General features: G+C 48.8%; 11 protein-coding genes and 2 tRNA genes. 11 read left to right on the top strand and 2 right to left on the bottom strand.

Annotated features, from left to right (window positions below; all coding sequences use genetic code 11):
- Nucleotides 1-243 precede the first annotated feature (243 nt).
- The 11 genes from DW642_RS11300 (at nucleotide 244) to pepT (ending at nucleotide 13583) form a co-directional block, all read left to right on the top strand.
- On the top strand, nucleotides 244-942 hold the full coding sequence (locus DW642_RS11300; protein WP_055217670.1) for an ABC transporter ATP-binding protein: 699 nt from the start codon (nucleotides 244-246) through the stop codon (nucleotides 940-942).
- A 14-nt stretch (nucleotides 943-956) separates the two neighbouring features.
- Complete coding sequence (locus tag DW642_RS11295; RefSeq protein WP_117510229.1) at nucleotides 957-3287, top strand: ABC transporter permease; 2331 nt, start codon at nucleotides 957-959, stop codon at nucleotides 3285-3287.
- 210 nt (nucleotides 3288-3497) lie between these two features.
- Nucleotides 3498-4826, top strand: coding sequence for an MATE family efflux transporter (locus DW642_RS11290; protein WP_117510228.1), 1329 nt, complete (start codon nucleotides 3498-3500; stop codon nucleotides 4824-4826).
- 149 nt (nucleotides 4827-4975) lie between these two features.
- Nucleotides 4976-5674 carry a response regulator transcription factor gene (locus DW642_RS11285; RefSeq protein WP_022462401.1) on the top strand — a complete coding sequence of 233 codons (699 nt, stop codon included), beginning with the start codon at nucleotides 4976-4978 and terminating at the stop codon, nucleotides 5672-5674.
- Nucleotides 5664-6797 carry a sensor histidine kinase gene (locus tag DW642_RS11280; protein ID WP_055228565.1) on the top strand — a complete coding sequence of 378 codons (1134 nt, stop codon included), beginning with the start codon at nucleotides 5664-5666 and terminating at the stop codon, nucleotides 6795-6797. The genes DW642_RS11285 and DW642_RS11280 overlap by 11 nt, the downstream gene beginning before the upstream one ends.
- Nucleotides 6794-9340 (top strand): hypothetical protein, encoded by a 2547-nt coding sequence (locus tag DW642_RS11275; RefSeq protein WP_117510227.1) that lies wholly within the window; start codon nucleotides 6794-6796, stop codon nucleotides 9338-9340. Before DW642_RS11280 ends, DW642_RS11275 begins: the two co-directional genes overlap by 4 nt.
- Nucleotides 9327-10292 carry an ABC transporter ATP-binding protein gene (locus DW642_RS11270; RefSeq protein ID WP_117510237.1) on the top strand — a complete coding sequence of 322 codons (966 nt, stop codon included), beginning with the start codon at nucleotides 9327-9329 and terminating at the stop codon, nucleotides 10290-10292. Before DW642_RS11275 ends, DW642_RS11270 begins: the two co-directional genes overlap by 14 nt.
- Before the next feature lie 14 nt (nucleotides 10293-10306).
- Entirely contained in the window at nucleotides 10307-11182 is an 876-nt protein-coding gene (locus DW642_RS11265; RefSeq protein WP_055217680.1) for an ABC transporter permease, read from the top strand.
- A gap of 17 nt (nucleotides 11183-11199) precedes the next feature.
- Complete coding sequence (locus tag DW642_RS11260; RefSeq protein ID WP_117510226.1) at nucleotides 11200-11958, top strand: arginase family protein; 759 nt, start codon at nucleotides 11200-11202, stop codon at nucleotides 11956-11958.
- Nucleotides 11959-12037: 79 nt separating this feature from the next.
- Nucleotides 12038-12349 (top strand): metal-sensing transcriptional repressor, encoded by a 312-nt coding sequence (locus DW642_RS11255; RefSeq protein WP_022463104.1) that lies wholly within the window; start codon nucleotides 12038-12040, stop codon nucleotides 12347-12349.
- Nucleotides 12350-12365: 16 nt separating this feature from the next.
- Nucleotides 12366-13583, top strand: a complete 1218-nt coding sequence (pepT, locus tag DW642_RS11250) for a peptidase T (protein WP_117510225.1) — start codon at nucleotides 12366-12368, stop codon at nucleotides 13581-13583.
- 118 nt (nucleotides 13584-13701) lie between these two features.
- Here pepT and DW642_RS11245 read toward each other — a convergent pair.
- Nucleotides 13702-13773: transfer RNA gene (locus DW642_RS11245), tRNA-Glu, on the bottom strand.
- A 53-nt stretch (nucleotides 13774-13826) separates the two neighbouring features.
- A tRNA-Glu gene (locus tag DW642_RS11240) sits at nucleotides 13827-13898 on the bottom strand.
- Between the last annotated feature and the right edge of the window lie 3 nt (nucleotides 13899-13901).

The following is a 13901-nucleotide window of genomic DNA, read 5'->3' as shown; positions in this document are numbered from 1 at the left end:
GTTCACAAGATGGAATGATAGATGTGTAGTGTATGCGGTTTTGAAGGTATATCGGAAGGACCATCGGAGAGATCCGATGGTTTTTTACTGTTAAAAAATAAAAGAAAGAGCGCTATTAATGAGAAAAAATACTCATTAACAGCGCTTTCAATTTCACAGAAAAAGCAGTATTATGGGGTTAGAAGAGTCTAACACAAAACAGACTCTTACACACTCAGGAAAAAAGATGTAGGGAGGAAAGTTATGTTTCTTGAGATTAATAACCTGAAGAAGAGTTTTGGAACCGGTGAAAGCCGTGTGGAGGTCTTAAAGGGAATCCAGTTTTCTGTGGAAAAAGGTGAAATCTGTGTTCTCCTCGGTCCATCCGGTTCCGGTAAATCGACACTGTTGAATATTATCGGCGGAATCGACGAGGCGGACAGCGGTTCGATCGTGATTGAAGGCGAAAAAATTGAGGATATGAATGAAAAAACGCTGACACGGTACAGACGAAAACATTTAGGATACGTTTTCCAGATGTACAATCTGATTCCAAACCTGACGGTAAAAGAAAATATGGAAGTCGGCGCATACTTAAGCGATCATCCGCTCGACATCAACGATCTGTTAAAGACACTGGGGCTCTATGACCACCGCGACAAGCTGCCGAACCAGCTCTCTGGCGGTCAGCAGCAGCGTACTTCAATCGGAAGAGCTATCATCAAAAATCCAAGCATTCTGCTCTGTGATGAGCCGACAGGTGCACTCGATTACCATACTTCAAAAGAAATTTTGAAGCTGATCGAGGACGTCAATCAGAAGTACGGCAACACCGTCATCATGGTAACACACAATGATGCGATCAAAAACATGGCAGACCGCGTGATTCGTCTGCGCGACGGCCAGATCCGTAAAAACTACGTCAATGAGACCAAAATCGCCGCCGGCGATCTGGACTGGTAAAGCGGGGTGGAAGTATGAAAAATCCATTACGAAAACGCCTGCTGCGGGAACTGAAGAACGATATTGGAAAATATCTCGTTATTTTTCTGTTTATGACGGCGACGATTGGCTTTGTGTCCGGTTTTCTCGTTGCGGATGAGAGCATGCTGTATGCTTACGATGAAAGCTTTGAAAAATACAACGTGGAAAACGGAAATTTTACAACAGAACAGAAGCTCACCGACAACCAGAGAACACGGCTGGAAAAAGAGAAGGTAACGATTTACGAGAATTTCTATAAAGACGAAGATGCCGACACGGATCTGGATTCGGAACCAAAGAGCACGATCCGTCTTTTTAAAACCAGAACAGAGGTCAATCTGGTCTGCCTGATGAAAGGTGAAATGCCGCAGCAGAAGGATGAAATTGCAATTGACCGTATGTATGCGGACAATAATGACCTGCAGGTCGGTGATGTGATCTCGGTTGATAAAAAAGAACTGACGGTTACCGGTCTTGTGGCACTTTCGGATTACAGTGCGCTGTTCAGCAATTCGAGTGACATGATGTTCGATGCGGTTAAATTCGGTGTGGGAATCATGACCGAAGAAGGGTATGATGCCATTACCGATGACCATATCAAATACTGCTATTCCTGGAAATATGATACGGAACCGAAAGATGAAAACGAGGAAAAAGAATGGTCCGATGATTTCGTCGAGGTTCTGGCGGCTCATTCCTCGCTGACGGGTTATCTGCCGCGCTACGGCAATCAGGCAATCAAATTTACCGGCGACGATATGGGCGGTGACAAGGTGATGGTGGAGGTACTGCTGTACATCCTGATTGCCATCATGGCGTTCATTTTTGCAGTTACGACAAACAATACGATTGTAAAAGAAGCGTCGGTGATCGGAACGCTGCGCGCATCCGGCTATACGAGACGGGAACTTCTGCTGCATTATCTGTCCCTGCCGGTACTGATTACGATTTTGTCGGCGGTGATTGGAAATATTCTGGGATACACCGTGTTTAAAGATATCTGCGCCGGTATGTATTATGGAAGCTACAGTCTGCCGACGTATCAGACGCGGTGGAATGCCAATGCATTTCTGCTCACGACCGTAATTCCGGCAATTCTGATGTTTGTGATCAACGCGGTGCTGATTTCCGGCCGTCTGCGTCTGTCACCGCTGCGTTTTCTGCGCCACGATTTTGCAAAGAAAGGAAAAAGCCATGCGGTGCGTCTTCCGAACTTCCGGTTCTTCTCGCGGTTTCGTCTGCGGATCCTGCTGCAGAACAAATCGAGTTACTTTACCCTGTTTCTCGGTATCGTATTTGCCAATATTCTGTTGCTGTTCGGTATGATGATGAAACCGCTGCTGTCACATTACCAGACGGAGGCGGTGGAAAATATGCTGGCAGATTACCAGTATATTTTAAATGTCCCGGATCCGATTGATGAGGATGATGAGTACACGCTGATGGGAATTGTGCAGAAATTTCTGACGCCATCGCTGAAGACAAATACGGAAGGCGTGGAAACGTTTGCTCTTACATCGCTGAAAAATATTCCGAAAAACCGGGAGGGCGAGAGCATTTCGGTATATGGAATTCAGAAAGACAGCAAATATGTTTCCGCTGAACTGTTTGAGGACGGCGTGACGATTTCCGACGGTTATGCCGAAAAATATGGAATGAAAGTCGGCGATACACTGGAACTGAAAGAGCCGTATGAGGACAAAACGTACAGCTTTGAAGTAAAAAGCATTTATGCCTACCCGGGAGCCCTTGCGGTATTTCTGCCGATGGATGTCTTCTGCGAGGAATTCGATCATCCAGAGGACTACTTTAACGGCTATTTCTCCAACGAGCCGATCACGGACCTGGAGGAATCGTATATCGCGACGAAAATTACGGAAGATGATATGACAAAGATTTCACGGCAGCTCAATGTGTCGATGGGAGAAATGTTCCAGCTGATCAATGTTTTCTCGATTGTACTGTTCATGCTGCTGATTTATCTGCTGACGAAGCTGATCATCGAGAAGAATACGACTTCGATTTCGATGGTAAAGATTCTCGGCTACGAGAACAGGGAAATTTTGAGTCTGTATTTGACGGCGACAACCTGGGTTGTGATCGTCTCAATCGGTGTCAGCCTGATCATTGCCTCCGCGCTGATCCGCCAGATTTATGTCATTATGCTTTCCGAGTACAGCGGCTGGCTGACATACTATATTGATCCGGCAATTTACGGAAAAATGTATCTGATGGGCCTTGCGGCGTATGCTGTTATCGCTGTGCTGCAGTTCCGCCACATCCAAAAGATTCCGATGGACGAGGCACTGAAAAATGTAGAATAAAAAAAGTTACAGGAGAAATCTTGACAAGCCCGGGCAAAGTGTGGTATATTGCTCTCAAACTTGGTGTGGATTTTTCAACTTGTAATAAAGTTCTTTTCGCCACGCAATTATCGAAAGCAGATAATTGCGTGGCTTTTTTTGTGGCAATGGAGCAAAGTCCGTGCCTGCACGTAAGCCCACCAACAGAAAAGATCACAAATGGAGGTAATAATGAACGAAAACTTTATGAAAGAAAAGCCAGTATTTCCACTGCTGGTTTCGATGGCGCTTCCAATGGTAATCTCGATGCTGGTCAATTCCTTATATAACATTGTGGACAGCTTCTTTGTCGCACAGATCAGCGAAGATGCCATGACGGCGCTCTCCCTGGTTTATCCGGTACAGAATTTTGTAAATGCCGTTGCCATCGGTTTTGGAATCGGACTGAATGCGGTGATTTCGTATTATCTGGGAGCGGGTGACAAAAAGGCAGCCGGCTGTGCTGCAACACAGGGCCTTGCCCTTACCATGCTGCATGCGGTTATTTTAACGATCGGAAGCCTTCTGGTCATCGAGCGTTTCCTGCGGATGTTTTCTTCTTCCGAAACTGTCATCGATCTTGGTGTCCGGTATTCACGGATTATCTTTCTGTTTACCATAGCAATCATGGCAAACCTTTACTTTGAAAAGGTTTTTCAGGCAGTCGGCCGGATGAAAGTGACGATGACCGGTATGATGGTCGGCTGTATTGTCAACATCATTCTGGATCCGCTCATTATTTTCGGAATCGGACCGTTCCCGCGTCTTGGAATTGAGGGTGCGGCACTTGCAACCGGCATCGGTCAGGTGACACCGGTCGTGATTTACTGGATCATTTACAAGATCCGCCCGATTTCGGTCAAAATCCGTCCGGAATATTTAAAAGAAGGAAAAAATCTGGTCGGAAGACTGTACGCGATCGGCGTCCCGGCGATCCTGAACCTGGCGCTGCCGTCTCTTCTGATTTCCGCACTGAATGGAATCCTGGCCGTGTATTCCCAGAGCTACGTTGTCGTGCTCGGCATTTACTACAAGCTGCAGACGTTCATCTATCTGACAGCAAACGGCATTGTACAGGGCATGCGCCCGATTATCGGCTTCAACTACGGCGCAGGCGAGCATAAGCGTGTGCGGAAGATTTATGAGATTACCCTGATTATGTGTGCGGTGATCATGCTTATTGGAACCGGCATCTGCCTTGCCATTCCGGAACAGCTGATCGGACTGTTCAGCAGCAATCCGGAGACCATCCGTCTTGGCGGACAGGCGCTGACACGCATCAGCGTGGGCTTTTTGATTTCGGCAGTTTCCATCACATCCTCCGGTGCGCTGGAGGGACTCGGAAAAGGCGGATCTTCCCTGATCATTTCCCTCTGCCGAAATGTCATTGTCATTCTCCCGGCAGCTTACCTGCTGTCCCATCTGGGAGGCGGCGTTTTCGTATGGCATGCCTTCTGGATCACAGAGGTCATTTCCGCAGCGGTTTCTCTTGTGGTATACCGCCGCGCAGTACGAAGATAAAAAATATAAGAAGAAAAGAAAAGCGGCCTCTTGTGGAAGGAGGCTTTTCTTTTTATAATAGATAATACAGACGTAAGAATTAAGTAAAGATTTTTTTGAATATTCATGGTACCATTACGGTAGTTAAAAACAGAGAGGATGGAAACGACGTGGAAGAAACAAATATTTTAGTTGTGGATGATGAAAAAGAAATCGCGGATCTGCTGGAAATTTATCTGATCAGCGATGGATTTCAGGTATTAAAAGCGTACAGTGCAAAAGAGGGACTCCGCATTCTGGAGGAGAAAAAAATCGACCTGGTGCTGCTCGATGTGATGATGCCGGATATGGACGGTATTGCGATGTGCCGCCGCATCCGGGAGACGAACAACATTCCGATCATCATGGTAAGTGCCAAAACGCAGGATATCGACAAGATCGTCGGTCTGTCAACGGGAGCAGACGATTACGTGGCAAAACCGTTCAATCCGCTGGAGCTGATGGCGCGTGTAAAATCCCAGCTCCGCCGCTACCGCGAACTGAATCCGTCGAAGCCGCACGAGCGCCAGGAAGTGATTTCCTTAAAGCATCTGGAAATCAACAAGGTAACCCATCAGGTTGTCTGCTACGGAGAAAGCATCAAGTTGACACCGATTGAATTTGATATTCTGTATCTGCTGGCCTCCAACCCGGGCCGCGTGTTCGGTACAGACGAAATTTTCGAGCGCGTCTGGCATGAAAAATTCTATGAGGCGAACAACACGGTTATGGTACATATCCGCCGTCTGCGCGGAAAAATGAAAGACGACACAAGAGAAGATAAGATTATTACAACAGTCTGGGGAGTGGGATACAAAATTGAAGCCTGATTTTATAAAAAACTTCAGCCAGAGGATGGTCTTTGATCTGATTGTAAGTGCACTTGTCACGGTGCTTGTAGTGACGCTTACCGACGGGATTCTGACCTTTTTCGGCAATGGACTGATGAACATCGGTTACCGGAGCGCCTGGATCGGACCGGGAGGCCTCCGCCCATCGGTGCGGACGATGATTCTGACGGCGGCTGCGCTGCTTTCGTTCTGCCTGACCTTTTATTTCCTGATGCGCGAAACCATCCGATACATTGGGAAGATTCTGGAAAAGGTAAAGGAGATATCAGCAGGGGATTTTGATCATCCGATCGAGGTAAAGGGAAATGACGAGTTTTCTGTGATGGCGGAGAACTTAAATACGATGCAGCAGAATATCAAGGAAATTATGGAACGGGAACGGATCGCGGAGCATACGAAAAACGATCTTGTCTCATCCGTGGCACATGACCTCCGTACGCCGCTGACTTCGATTATCGGCTATCTCGGCTGGGTGCGCACGCGGACGGATCTGGATGAGGAGACGAGAAATCATTATATCGATATTGCCTATCAGAAAGCACTCCGTCTGGAGCAGCTCACGAACGAGCTGTTTGGATTCGTCAAGCTGGAGCACAAAGAGATGCAGCTGCATCTCGGAAAACTTGATCTGGTGCAGCTGATGGAGCAGATGCTCGACGAGATGACGCCGTCTTTTGTGAAAAATGAGCTTCAGGTGGAATTTCTGCATGCGGAACATGCGATTTTTCTCGAGGCGGACGGTGAGCTGCTGGCACGGCTCTTTGGAAATCTGCTGAACAATGCTGTCAAATACGGAAAAGAAGGAAAACAGATCCGCGTCTCAATGGAAAAAGAGGGCGAATATGTGGTCACGCGTGTCATTAACTACGGACGGATCATTCCAAAACAGGAACTGGATCATATTTTCCAGAAATTTTACCGGACAGAGCAGTCGAGGAGCCGCGATACCGGCGGGACGGGACTTGGACTTGCGATTGTACAGCAGATTGCGGAACTGCATCATGGACAGGTGCGGGTAAAAAGTGATCTGCAGGGAACCGTCTTTGAGGTGGAACTGCCGGTCGGAATGCCAAAGGGGAAGAAAGAGGACGAAAAGCGATGAACAGGAAAAGAAGAAGCAAAATCTGCTGTCTGTCCGGTATTTTGCTGCTGATTCTGCTTCTGGCGGGAGTTCAGAGGGTGTCTGCGATGACAACGCGGACAGAACTTTATCAGAACACGCCGTCGGATGGCGGAAGAAGCGGCGGGAAAGAAAAGCAGTTTCTTGCCAACAGCTACGCAGGGGAATACCAGATTGATTTTTCTTATGGATTCGAAGGAAACTATCAGGATGGGAATCACGTACCGATTCGTGTGACAATCACAAATGAGAGCGCTGTTGAATTTGAAGGATACTTTGTTTTTCAGATAAAAAACGCCGCGGAATCGATTTACCGCAGAAACAGTGGAGAAGGCATTCTCTCAAAACTGTTTTTGGGGGTCAAGCGGTCGGGCGACGGAAGAAACAGCCTTTTTACGTACCGTTTTCCAATCTATATTCCGGCGAACGGAACCGTTACAAAGACTTTTTCGGCAGGGCTTCTGGTGGAAAATACGTCTTTTTGTGTCCTGTGCCTGGAGAACAGCCAGAGGGACACGGTGTACAGTCGGGAAGAAACGATTTCGAGTGAAGGCTTCTTCCAGTCCAAGGTGGAAGTCTGCGTTGTGGAAGAAGAAACTAATTACGGGCAGCAGCTGAATGGAGTTACGCTGAACGACGGGATTTATGAGGTGGAAGCTGCATCTGTCCGGGCAGAGGAGCTTGTCGGGCTTGCGGAGTCGTATTCGCCGGATGTGCTGATCCTTCTGGAGCAGTCAAAAGAAGAACTGGATGAGACACTCCAGAAAGAAATTGATCTCTGGCAGGCAGAGGGAGGCCTTCTGATTACCTTTTCGGGAAACGAGACATTTGCGGAAAGCCAGCGCAGTGCGTTTAAAGAAGCGCCGGTAGATTTTCTGAAAAATATTCTGGACGAAGAGACCACCAGCCGCCTTCTGGCAAAACGAAATACGAATTATCAGAAATACTATACGATTTCCGATCTTCTGGAAAACACTAGGATCCGGAACCGTCCGAATACGGTGCTGTACGGCGGCCTGATTCTGGTCTATCTGGTTCTGGCAGGGCCGGGATTGTATTTCTTTTTGAAAAAAACAGGAAAACGTCAGTATCTCTGGGGGGCGATCTGTGCCTGCTCGGCCGTCTTTGTTATGCTGATCAGTCTGTTTGGCCAGAGCACGAGGCTCAAGGCCCCGGTGCTGACGTATGTAAGAGAAATCTGGCAGTACGATACATACCAGAAAGATTACATTAATTTCTGTGCACAGGCGCCGTACAATGCTTCCTATGAGCTGTATCTGGATCCGTCCTACGATCTGGTGACGTACAACCGTATGGACTATATGTCCAACAGCACGGCACAGCCGGAAACGGAGGATGCGGAATATGAAAAGACGGAGATCAGTTTCGGAGAACAGAAAAACAGGGCAGAAATTTCCAATCAGGCTGCATTTGCCCTGAATGAGTTCGGCATGCAGCGGATGGAAACGCTGGACGAAGGCGAAGGACTGAAAGGCACGTTTCATTTCTGGGATCAGAAGATCAGCGGAACCGTGGAAAATAAGACAGGCTATGATCTGGAGAGCTGTGTGATCGCCGTTCCAGGTTACTGTGCCCTCATTGGAGACATCAAAAACGGGGAGACGATCACGCTGGATGGAATAGAAGCGGACAGCGTGCGGGATTTCGGAAATTGGAGTGCGGCAGAAGATCTGCCGGAGATAGAGAAAAATTATCTGGACGGCGTCATCTATAATCACATGCCGAACCGGAGTGACAACTGCCTTTTCTTTGGAAAGCTGGCAGGCAATGACGATACGTTCCAGCTTGACAGCGGATACGAAGCGTATGGAATCTCGTATTACTATCAGGAAGTGTTTGTGGACATGAAAGAGGCCGGCGTTGTGTACTGTCCGTATGCGCAGGAGTACAGCGGATGGGACGGCGGAAACACGGTAAGCTTTGAAATGGGACCGAATTCCGGCGGAATCTCGGAAGAGGAAACAGAAGTAACGTATTATCTGAACGGTGTCTTTGAAAACAACAACATCTGGTGTCTGTATGGAATGTATGCTAAAGGCGTGATGCAGCCGGATTCCGAGGGAATCTATGATCCTGCATTCTGGCCGTATGCGATGACGGCGTTAGAAGATAAGATCCAGGCGGCAGAAACCGGCGGGGGAGGAAAACGGGGAACCATTCTTTCGCTTGCTTTCGAGAAAGCCCGCACGGAGGATGGGACCAAGATCCGGAATTTCAATGGAATCATTGATCTGTACAATTTTCAGACGGGAACGTATGATAAAATTTCCGACTGGGAGATCGATTTTGCGAGTGATCCGGCACTGGAGGCGCAGTATGTGAATGCGGACAACCAGATCCGTGTGCGGTACCGTCTTTCCGAAGAGGAAAAGGGAGAAGAGTATCATGAAAATTATGGATACTATGAGGCACCGAATCTGATCGTAAAGGCGAAAGAGATCCCACCGGAGCAATATCTGGAGAATCTGTTAACGGAGGAGCCAAATGCCGATACTGAAAATTGAGAAACTGACCAAAAAATACGGAAAAACATATGCCCTGAACGGTCTTGATATGGAAGTAAAAAAAGGCGATATTTACGGCTTTGTCGGACCGAATGGTGCGGGAAAAACAACGACGCTGCGCATTATTTCAGGGCTTTTAAAGAGCGACGGCGGCGATCTGTGGCTGGACGGCGTGCGGACGACAAAAAATATTCTGAAGCAGAAAAGCCTGATCGGCTTTGTGCCTGATTTCTTTGGCGTTTATGAAAACTTAAGCGTGATAGAGTATCTGGAATTTTTTGCCGCATCGTATGGAATTTACGGGCGGGCAGGAACCGTCCGTGCGCGGGAAGTGCTGGAGATGGTCGAACTATCGGGAAAAGAGGAGCAGATGGTGGATTCGCTCTCAAGGGGCATACAGCAGCGGCTCTGTCTGGCGCGCGCGATGATCCATAAACCGAAGCTTCTGGTGCTGGACGAACCGAATTCCGGTCTGGATCCGCGTTCGAGAAAGGATTTTCAGCTTCTCCTGCAGCGATTGGCGCGGGAGGATTATACGATTCTGATCAGCTCCCATATTCTTTCGGAATTAGCAGATCTGTGCACCAGCATCGGTGTCATCAACGGAGGTGTCATGGTACAGCAGGGAAAGCTGGAAAACATTATGCTTGCGATCGACAGCTCCAATCCGCTGCGCATCACTGTGCTGAACCAGGTGCCAAAGGCGCTGGAACTATTGCGGCAGGATCCGCAGGTCAGCCGCCTTTCTGTGGATGAAAACAAGATTGCGGCCTGGTTTTCGGGAAGCCGGGAGGAGGAGGCGTATCTGCTGCAGAAACTGGTGGATGCCGGAATCCTTGTGGTTTCGTTTGCACGGGAACACAACAGCCTGGAGTCCCTGTTCTTCCATCTGACCGGGGAAACGGAACAGAAGAGCCGAAACACAGAAACGTTCGGAAACACGATCGGATAAGGAGGGAACGAAACGTGCGGTTAAATCCTGTATTTGAAAAAGAAATGAAGCGGAACTCGCGGTCATCGCGGATTTCCTGGATTATTTTTGTCTGCAATCTGCTGCTTGCCGTGGTTGCGTTTGTCTGCTATTTCGGGGAGAGCAGCCAGCTTGGCTATCTGGCACCGGTCAGCTACAGCGTTCCGATGAACTGCTATATTCTGATGACGTATCTTCTGTTTATTCTCGTCGTTCTTTCAGTTCCGGCGGTTGCGGGAGGAAGCATTTCGCTGGAGCGTGAGAAAAAAACGCTGGATGTGCTGCTGACGACGAACCTGAACCCGTGGAGAATCATTACGGGAAAGCTGGAGGCATCGCTTGGCGTTGTTCTGATACTGACGGTTTCGGCACTGCCGGTGCTGTCCCTTGTTGTGGTGTTCGGCGGTATCGGCCTTGGCGGACTGCTTCTGATGGCGGGAGGCCTTCTTCTGACCGGAATTTTTGTCGGCAGTATCGGCATTTTCTGTTCGGTTGTTTTTAAGCGGACCACACTGGCGACCGTTCTTTCCTATGTCATTGTCGTTTTTCTGGTCGTAGGAATATGCGCCTGCACGGGGCTTGCCTACTACGCAGGACTGCTGCAGCAGGAGATGACGGCAGCTTATCAGCAGATCGATGTAGGAGGTGTAATTTACCTTCTTCTTTTCAATCCGTTTACCTCGTTTGCGGGGATCATCAGCCGCCAGCTTGGGAATGGAAGAGAGATGGAACAGCTCTGCTATCTGCTTGGAAATTACGGACAGAATCCGCTGATCCATTATCTGCCGGAGGCGAGTGCCGTTCTGCAGCTTCTGATATCAGCCGTTCTTCTTGTGACGGCGGGAAGAAAGCTGAATCCATTAAATAAATAACAGGAGTAAAAGAGAAGATGAAACCATTTTGTTTTAGCCTTTCCGGAATTTATGAGTCCGAAGGATATGCCTGGGAGCAGGCGGGAAAGATCTGGGATCTGAGAGAGCTCCGGGGAACTGACGGTTATCTCGATCCGGAGACGGAGCAGTTTCTGGAAGCGGAACTTGGCCGAAAAAAAGAAACGAAAGAGCTGCCGCGGATCCGCCTTCTGGATTCCGGCAATTATCACTATATGAGCAAATTGCTGCTGGGACTGGAAAAAGAAGATTTGTTTTTAGCCGTATTCGACCACCATACCGATATGCAGCCGCCGGCGCTTCTTCCGGTGCTCTCCTGCGGTTCCTGGATCCGGGATGCTGCCGGGGCGTATCAAAACATCAAAGGAATCTGTGTAATCGGCCCGCCGGAGGCGTTGGTGCGGGAAACGGAAGCGATGGAGCATGTCTGGTTTGTGACACAGGAAGAGCTCGACGACGGAAGCGGAGCGGCGAAGATCAAAGAGGTTTTTGCATCCCATGCGGGAACATTTCCGGTATATCTGTCGGTCGATAAGGACATTCTGTCAAAGGAGGAGCTTGATACGAACTGGGATCAGGGAAATGTGCGTGTGGATGAGCTGCTGTCCCTTGCAAAGGACTGTCTTGCGGGGAGAAAGGTGCTCGCGGTCGATCTCTGCGGAGAGCCGTCGGCGAACGCGCCGGAGGCGGAGTGCAGCGCGGCAAGTCTGGTAAACCAGAAGCTGTACGGCGCGCTTGCGGCAAAAATCGAAGATTGACAAAGCCTGGGCAAAAGAGTATCATAAATTCATACCCAGACGGGGTATATAGAGTGACGGAACACAAGGAGGAAACCTCATGGGTGAATGTTGTACACACTGCAGTGAATGCGACCGGAAAAAAGTGCGGGACGAAAAAGAATACAAAGATCTGATCCACCGTCTTTCGAGAATTGAAGGCCAGGTGCGCGGAATACGGGAAATGGTGGAGAGCGACCGCTACTGCGTCGATATCCTGACCCAGGTATCCGCGATCCAGTCTGCATTAAACAGCTTCAACAAGGTACTGCTTTCCAGCCACATCAAATCCTGCGTTGTGGAGGATATCCGGCAGGGAAAAGAAGGCGCCGTGGATGAGCTCTGCAAAACCATCCAGAAGCTGATGAAATAAGAAGGAGAAGAAGAAAATGAAAGCATATGAAAGATTACTGAATTATGTTAAAGTGCCGACACCGAGCGATGAAAGAAGCGGAACACATCCGTCTTCCGCGTGCCAGAGAGTCCTGGCGGAGCAGCTGGTAAAAGAAATGAAGAAGCTTGGCGTGTCGGATGTCCGCATAGATGAAAAATGCTATGTATATGGAAAGATTCCTGCAACGAAGGGATATGAGAGCAAAACAAAGCTGGGTTTTATCGCCCATATGGATACCGTATCGGATTTTGCGGACCATGCTGTAAACCCGGTGGTTCATGAAAATTATGACGGAAAGGATCTGAAACTGTCTGAAAGCGGCAGAACGCTGGAGACTGCGGTATTTCCGCATCTTGCATCCCTGGCCGGTAAAACGCTGATTACAAGCGATGGAACGACGGTACTCGGTGCAGATGATAAGGCAGGAGTAGCAGAGATTATGACGCTGGCAGAAGCGCTTCTTGCCGGAGAATTTCCACATGGGCAGATTTCCATCGCCTTTACACCGGATGAAGAGATTGGAGAAGGTGCTGACTTCTTCGATGTTCCGGGATTCGATGCAGAATTTGCTTATACCGTAGACGGTGGGGCAGAGGGAGAGATCGAGTTCGAAAACTTTAATGCAGCCGGTGCAAAATTTACCGTGACCGGATTTAATGTTCACCCGGGCAGTGCGAAAGATACGATGATTAATGCGATTGCTGTAGCGAGCGAGATTCAGTCTCTCCTGCCGGAAGCAGAGTCTCCGAGAAACACAGACGGATACGAAGGCTTCTATCACCTGACCGGAATGAGCGGTGATGTAGCACATGCCGAGTCGGAATATATCATCCGTGATCACGATGCAGAGAAGTTTGCAGCAAAAGAAGAGAATCTGCGCCGGATTGAAAAAGAGATGAATGAAAAATACGGGGCAGGAACCGTAAAGCTGGAGATCAAAGAGCAGTACCGCAATATGTCCGAGAAGATTCGTCCCTGCTACCATCTGATTGAAAATGCAGAAGAGGCAGCCAGAAGAGCCGGCATGGAGCCAATCATTCTTCCGATCCGCGGCGGTACAGACGGTGCGCGCTTAAGCTTCATGGGTCTGCCGTGCCCGAACCTTGGAACCGGTGGATATGCGTATCATGGACCGTATGAGCACATTACCGTCGAGGGAATGGAACTGGCGGTGGCAATGCTGAAAGAGCTGGTTAAGATTTACGCAGAGTGAAGCTGAAAAGAATAGAGAATGATAAAATAAAAAGTCCGACAGGAAAGCTGCCGGGCTTTTTCAAATAGACAGGATGCAAAGCAACAAAAAACGGAGCCGCACAGGCTCCGCTTCAAAACAGTTCGTAGGGGAATCGAACCCCTGTTTTCGCCGTGAGAGGGCGACGTCTTAGCCTCTTGACCAACGAACCATATGATATAGAACAGAATTTTTAAAAGAGAAGGAACTCTGTGAAACCTTCAACAGTTCGTAGGGGAATCGAACCCCTGTTTTCGCCGTGAGAGGGCGACGTCTTAGCCTCTTGACCAACGAACCGTA

It is taken from the genome of Blautia sp. AM23-13AC (assembly GCF_003435675.1).
GTDB classification, from domain to species: domain Bacteria; phylum Bacillota; class Clostridia; order Lachnospirales; family Lachnospiraceae; genus Fusicatenibacter; species Fusicatenibacter saccharivorans.
This window is presented reverse-complemented; position numbering and strand designations above follow the sequence as displayed.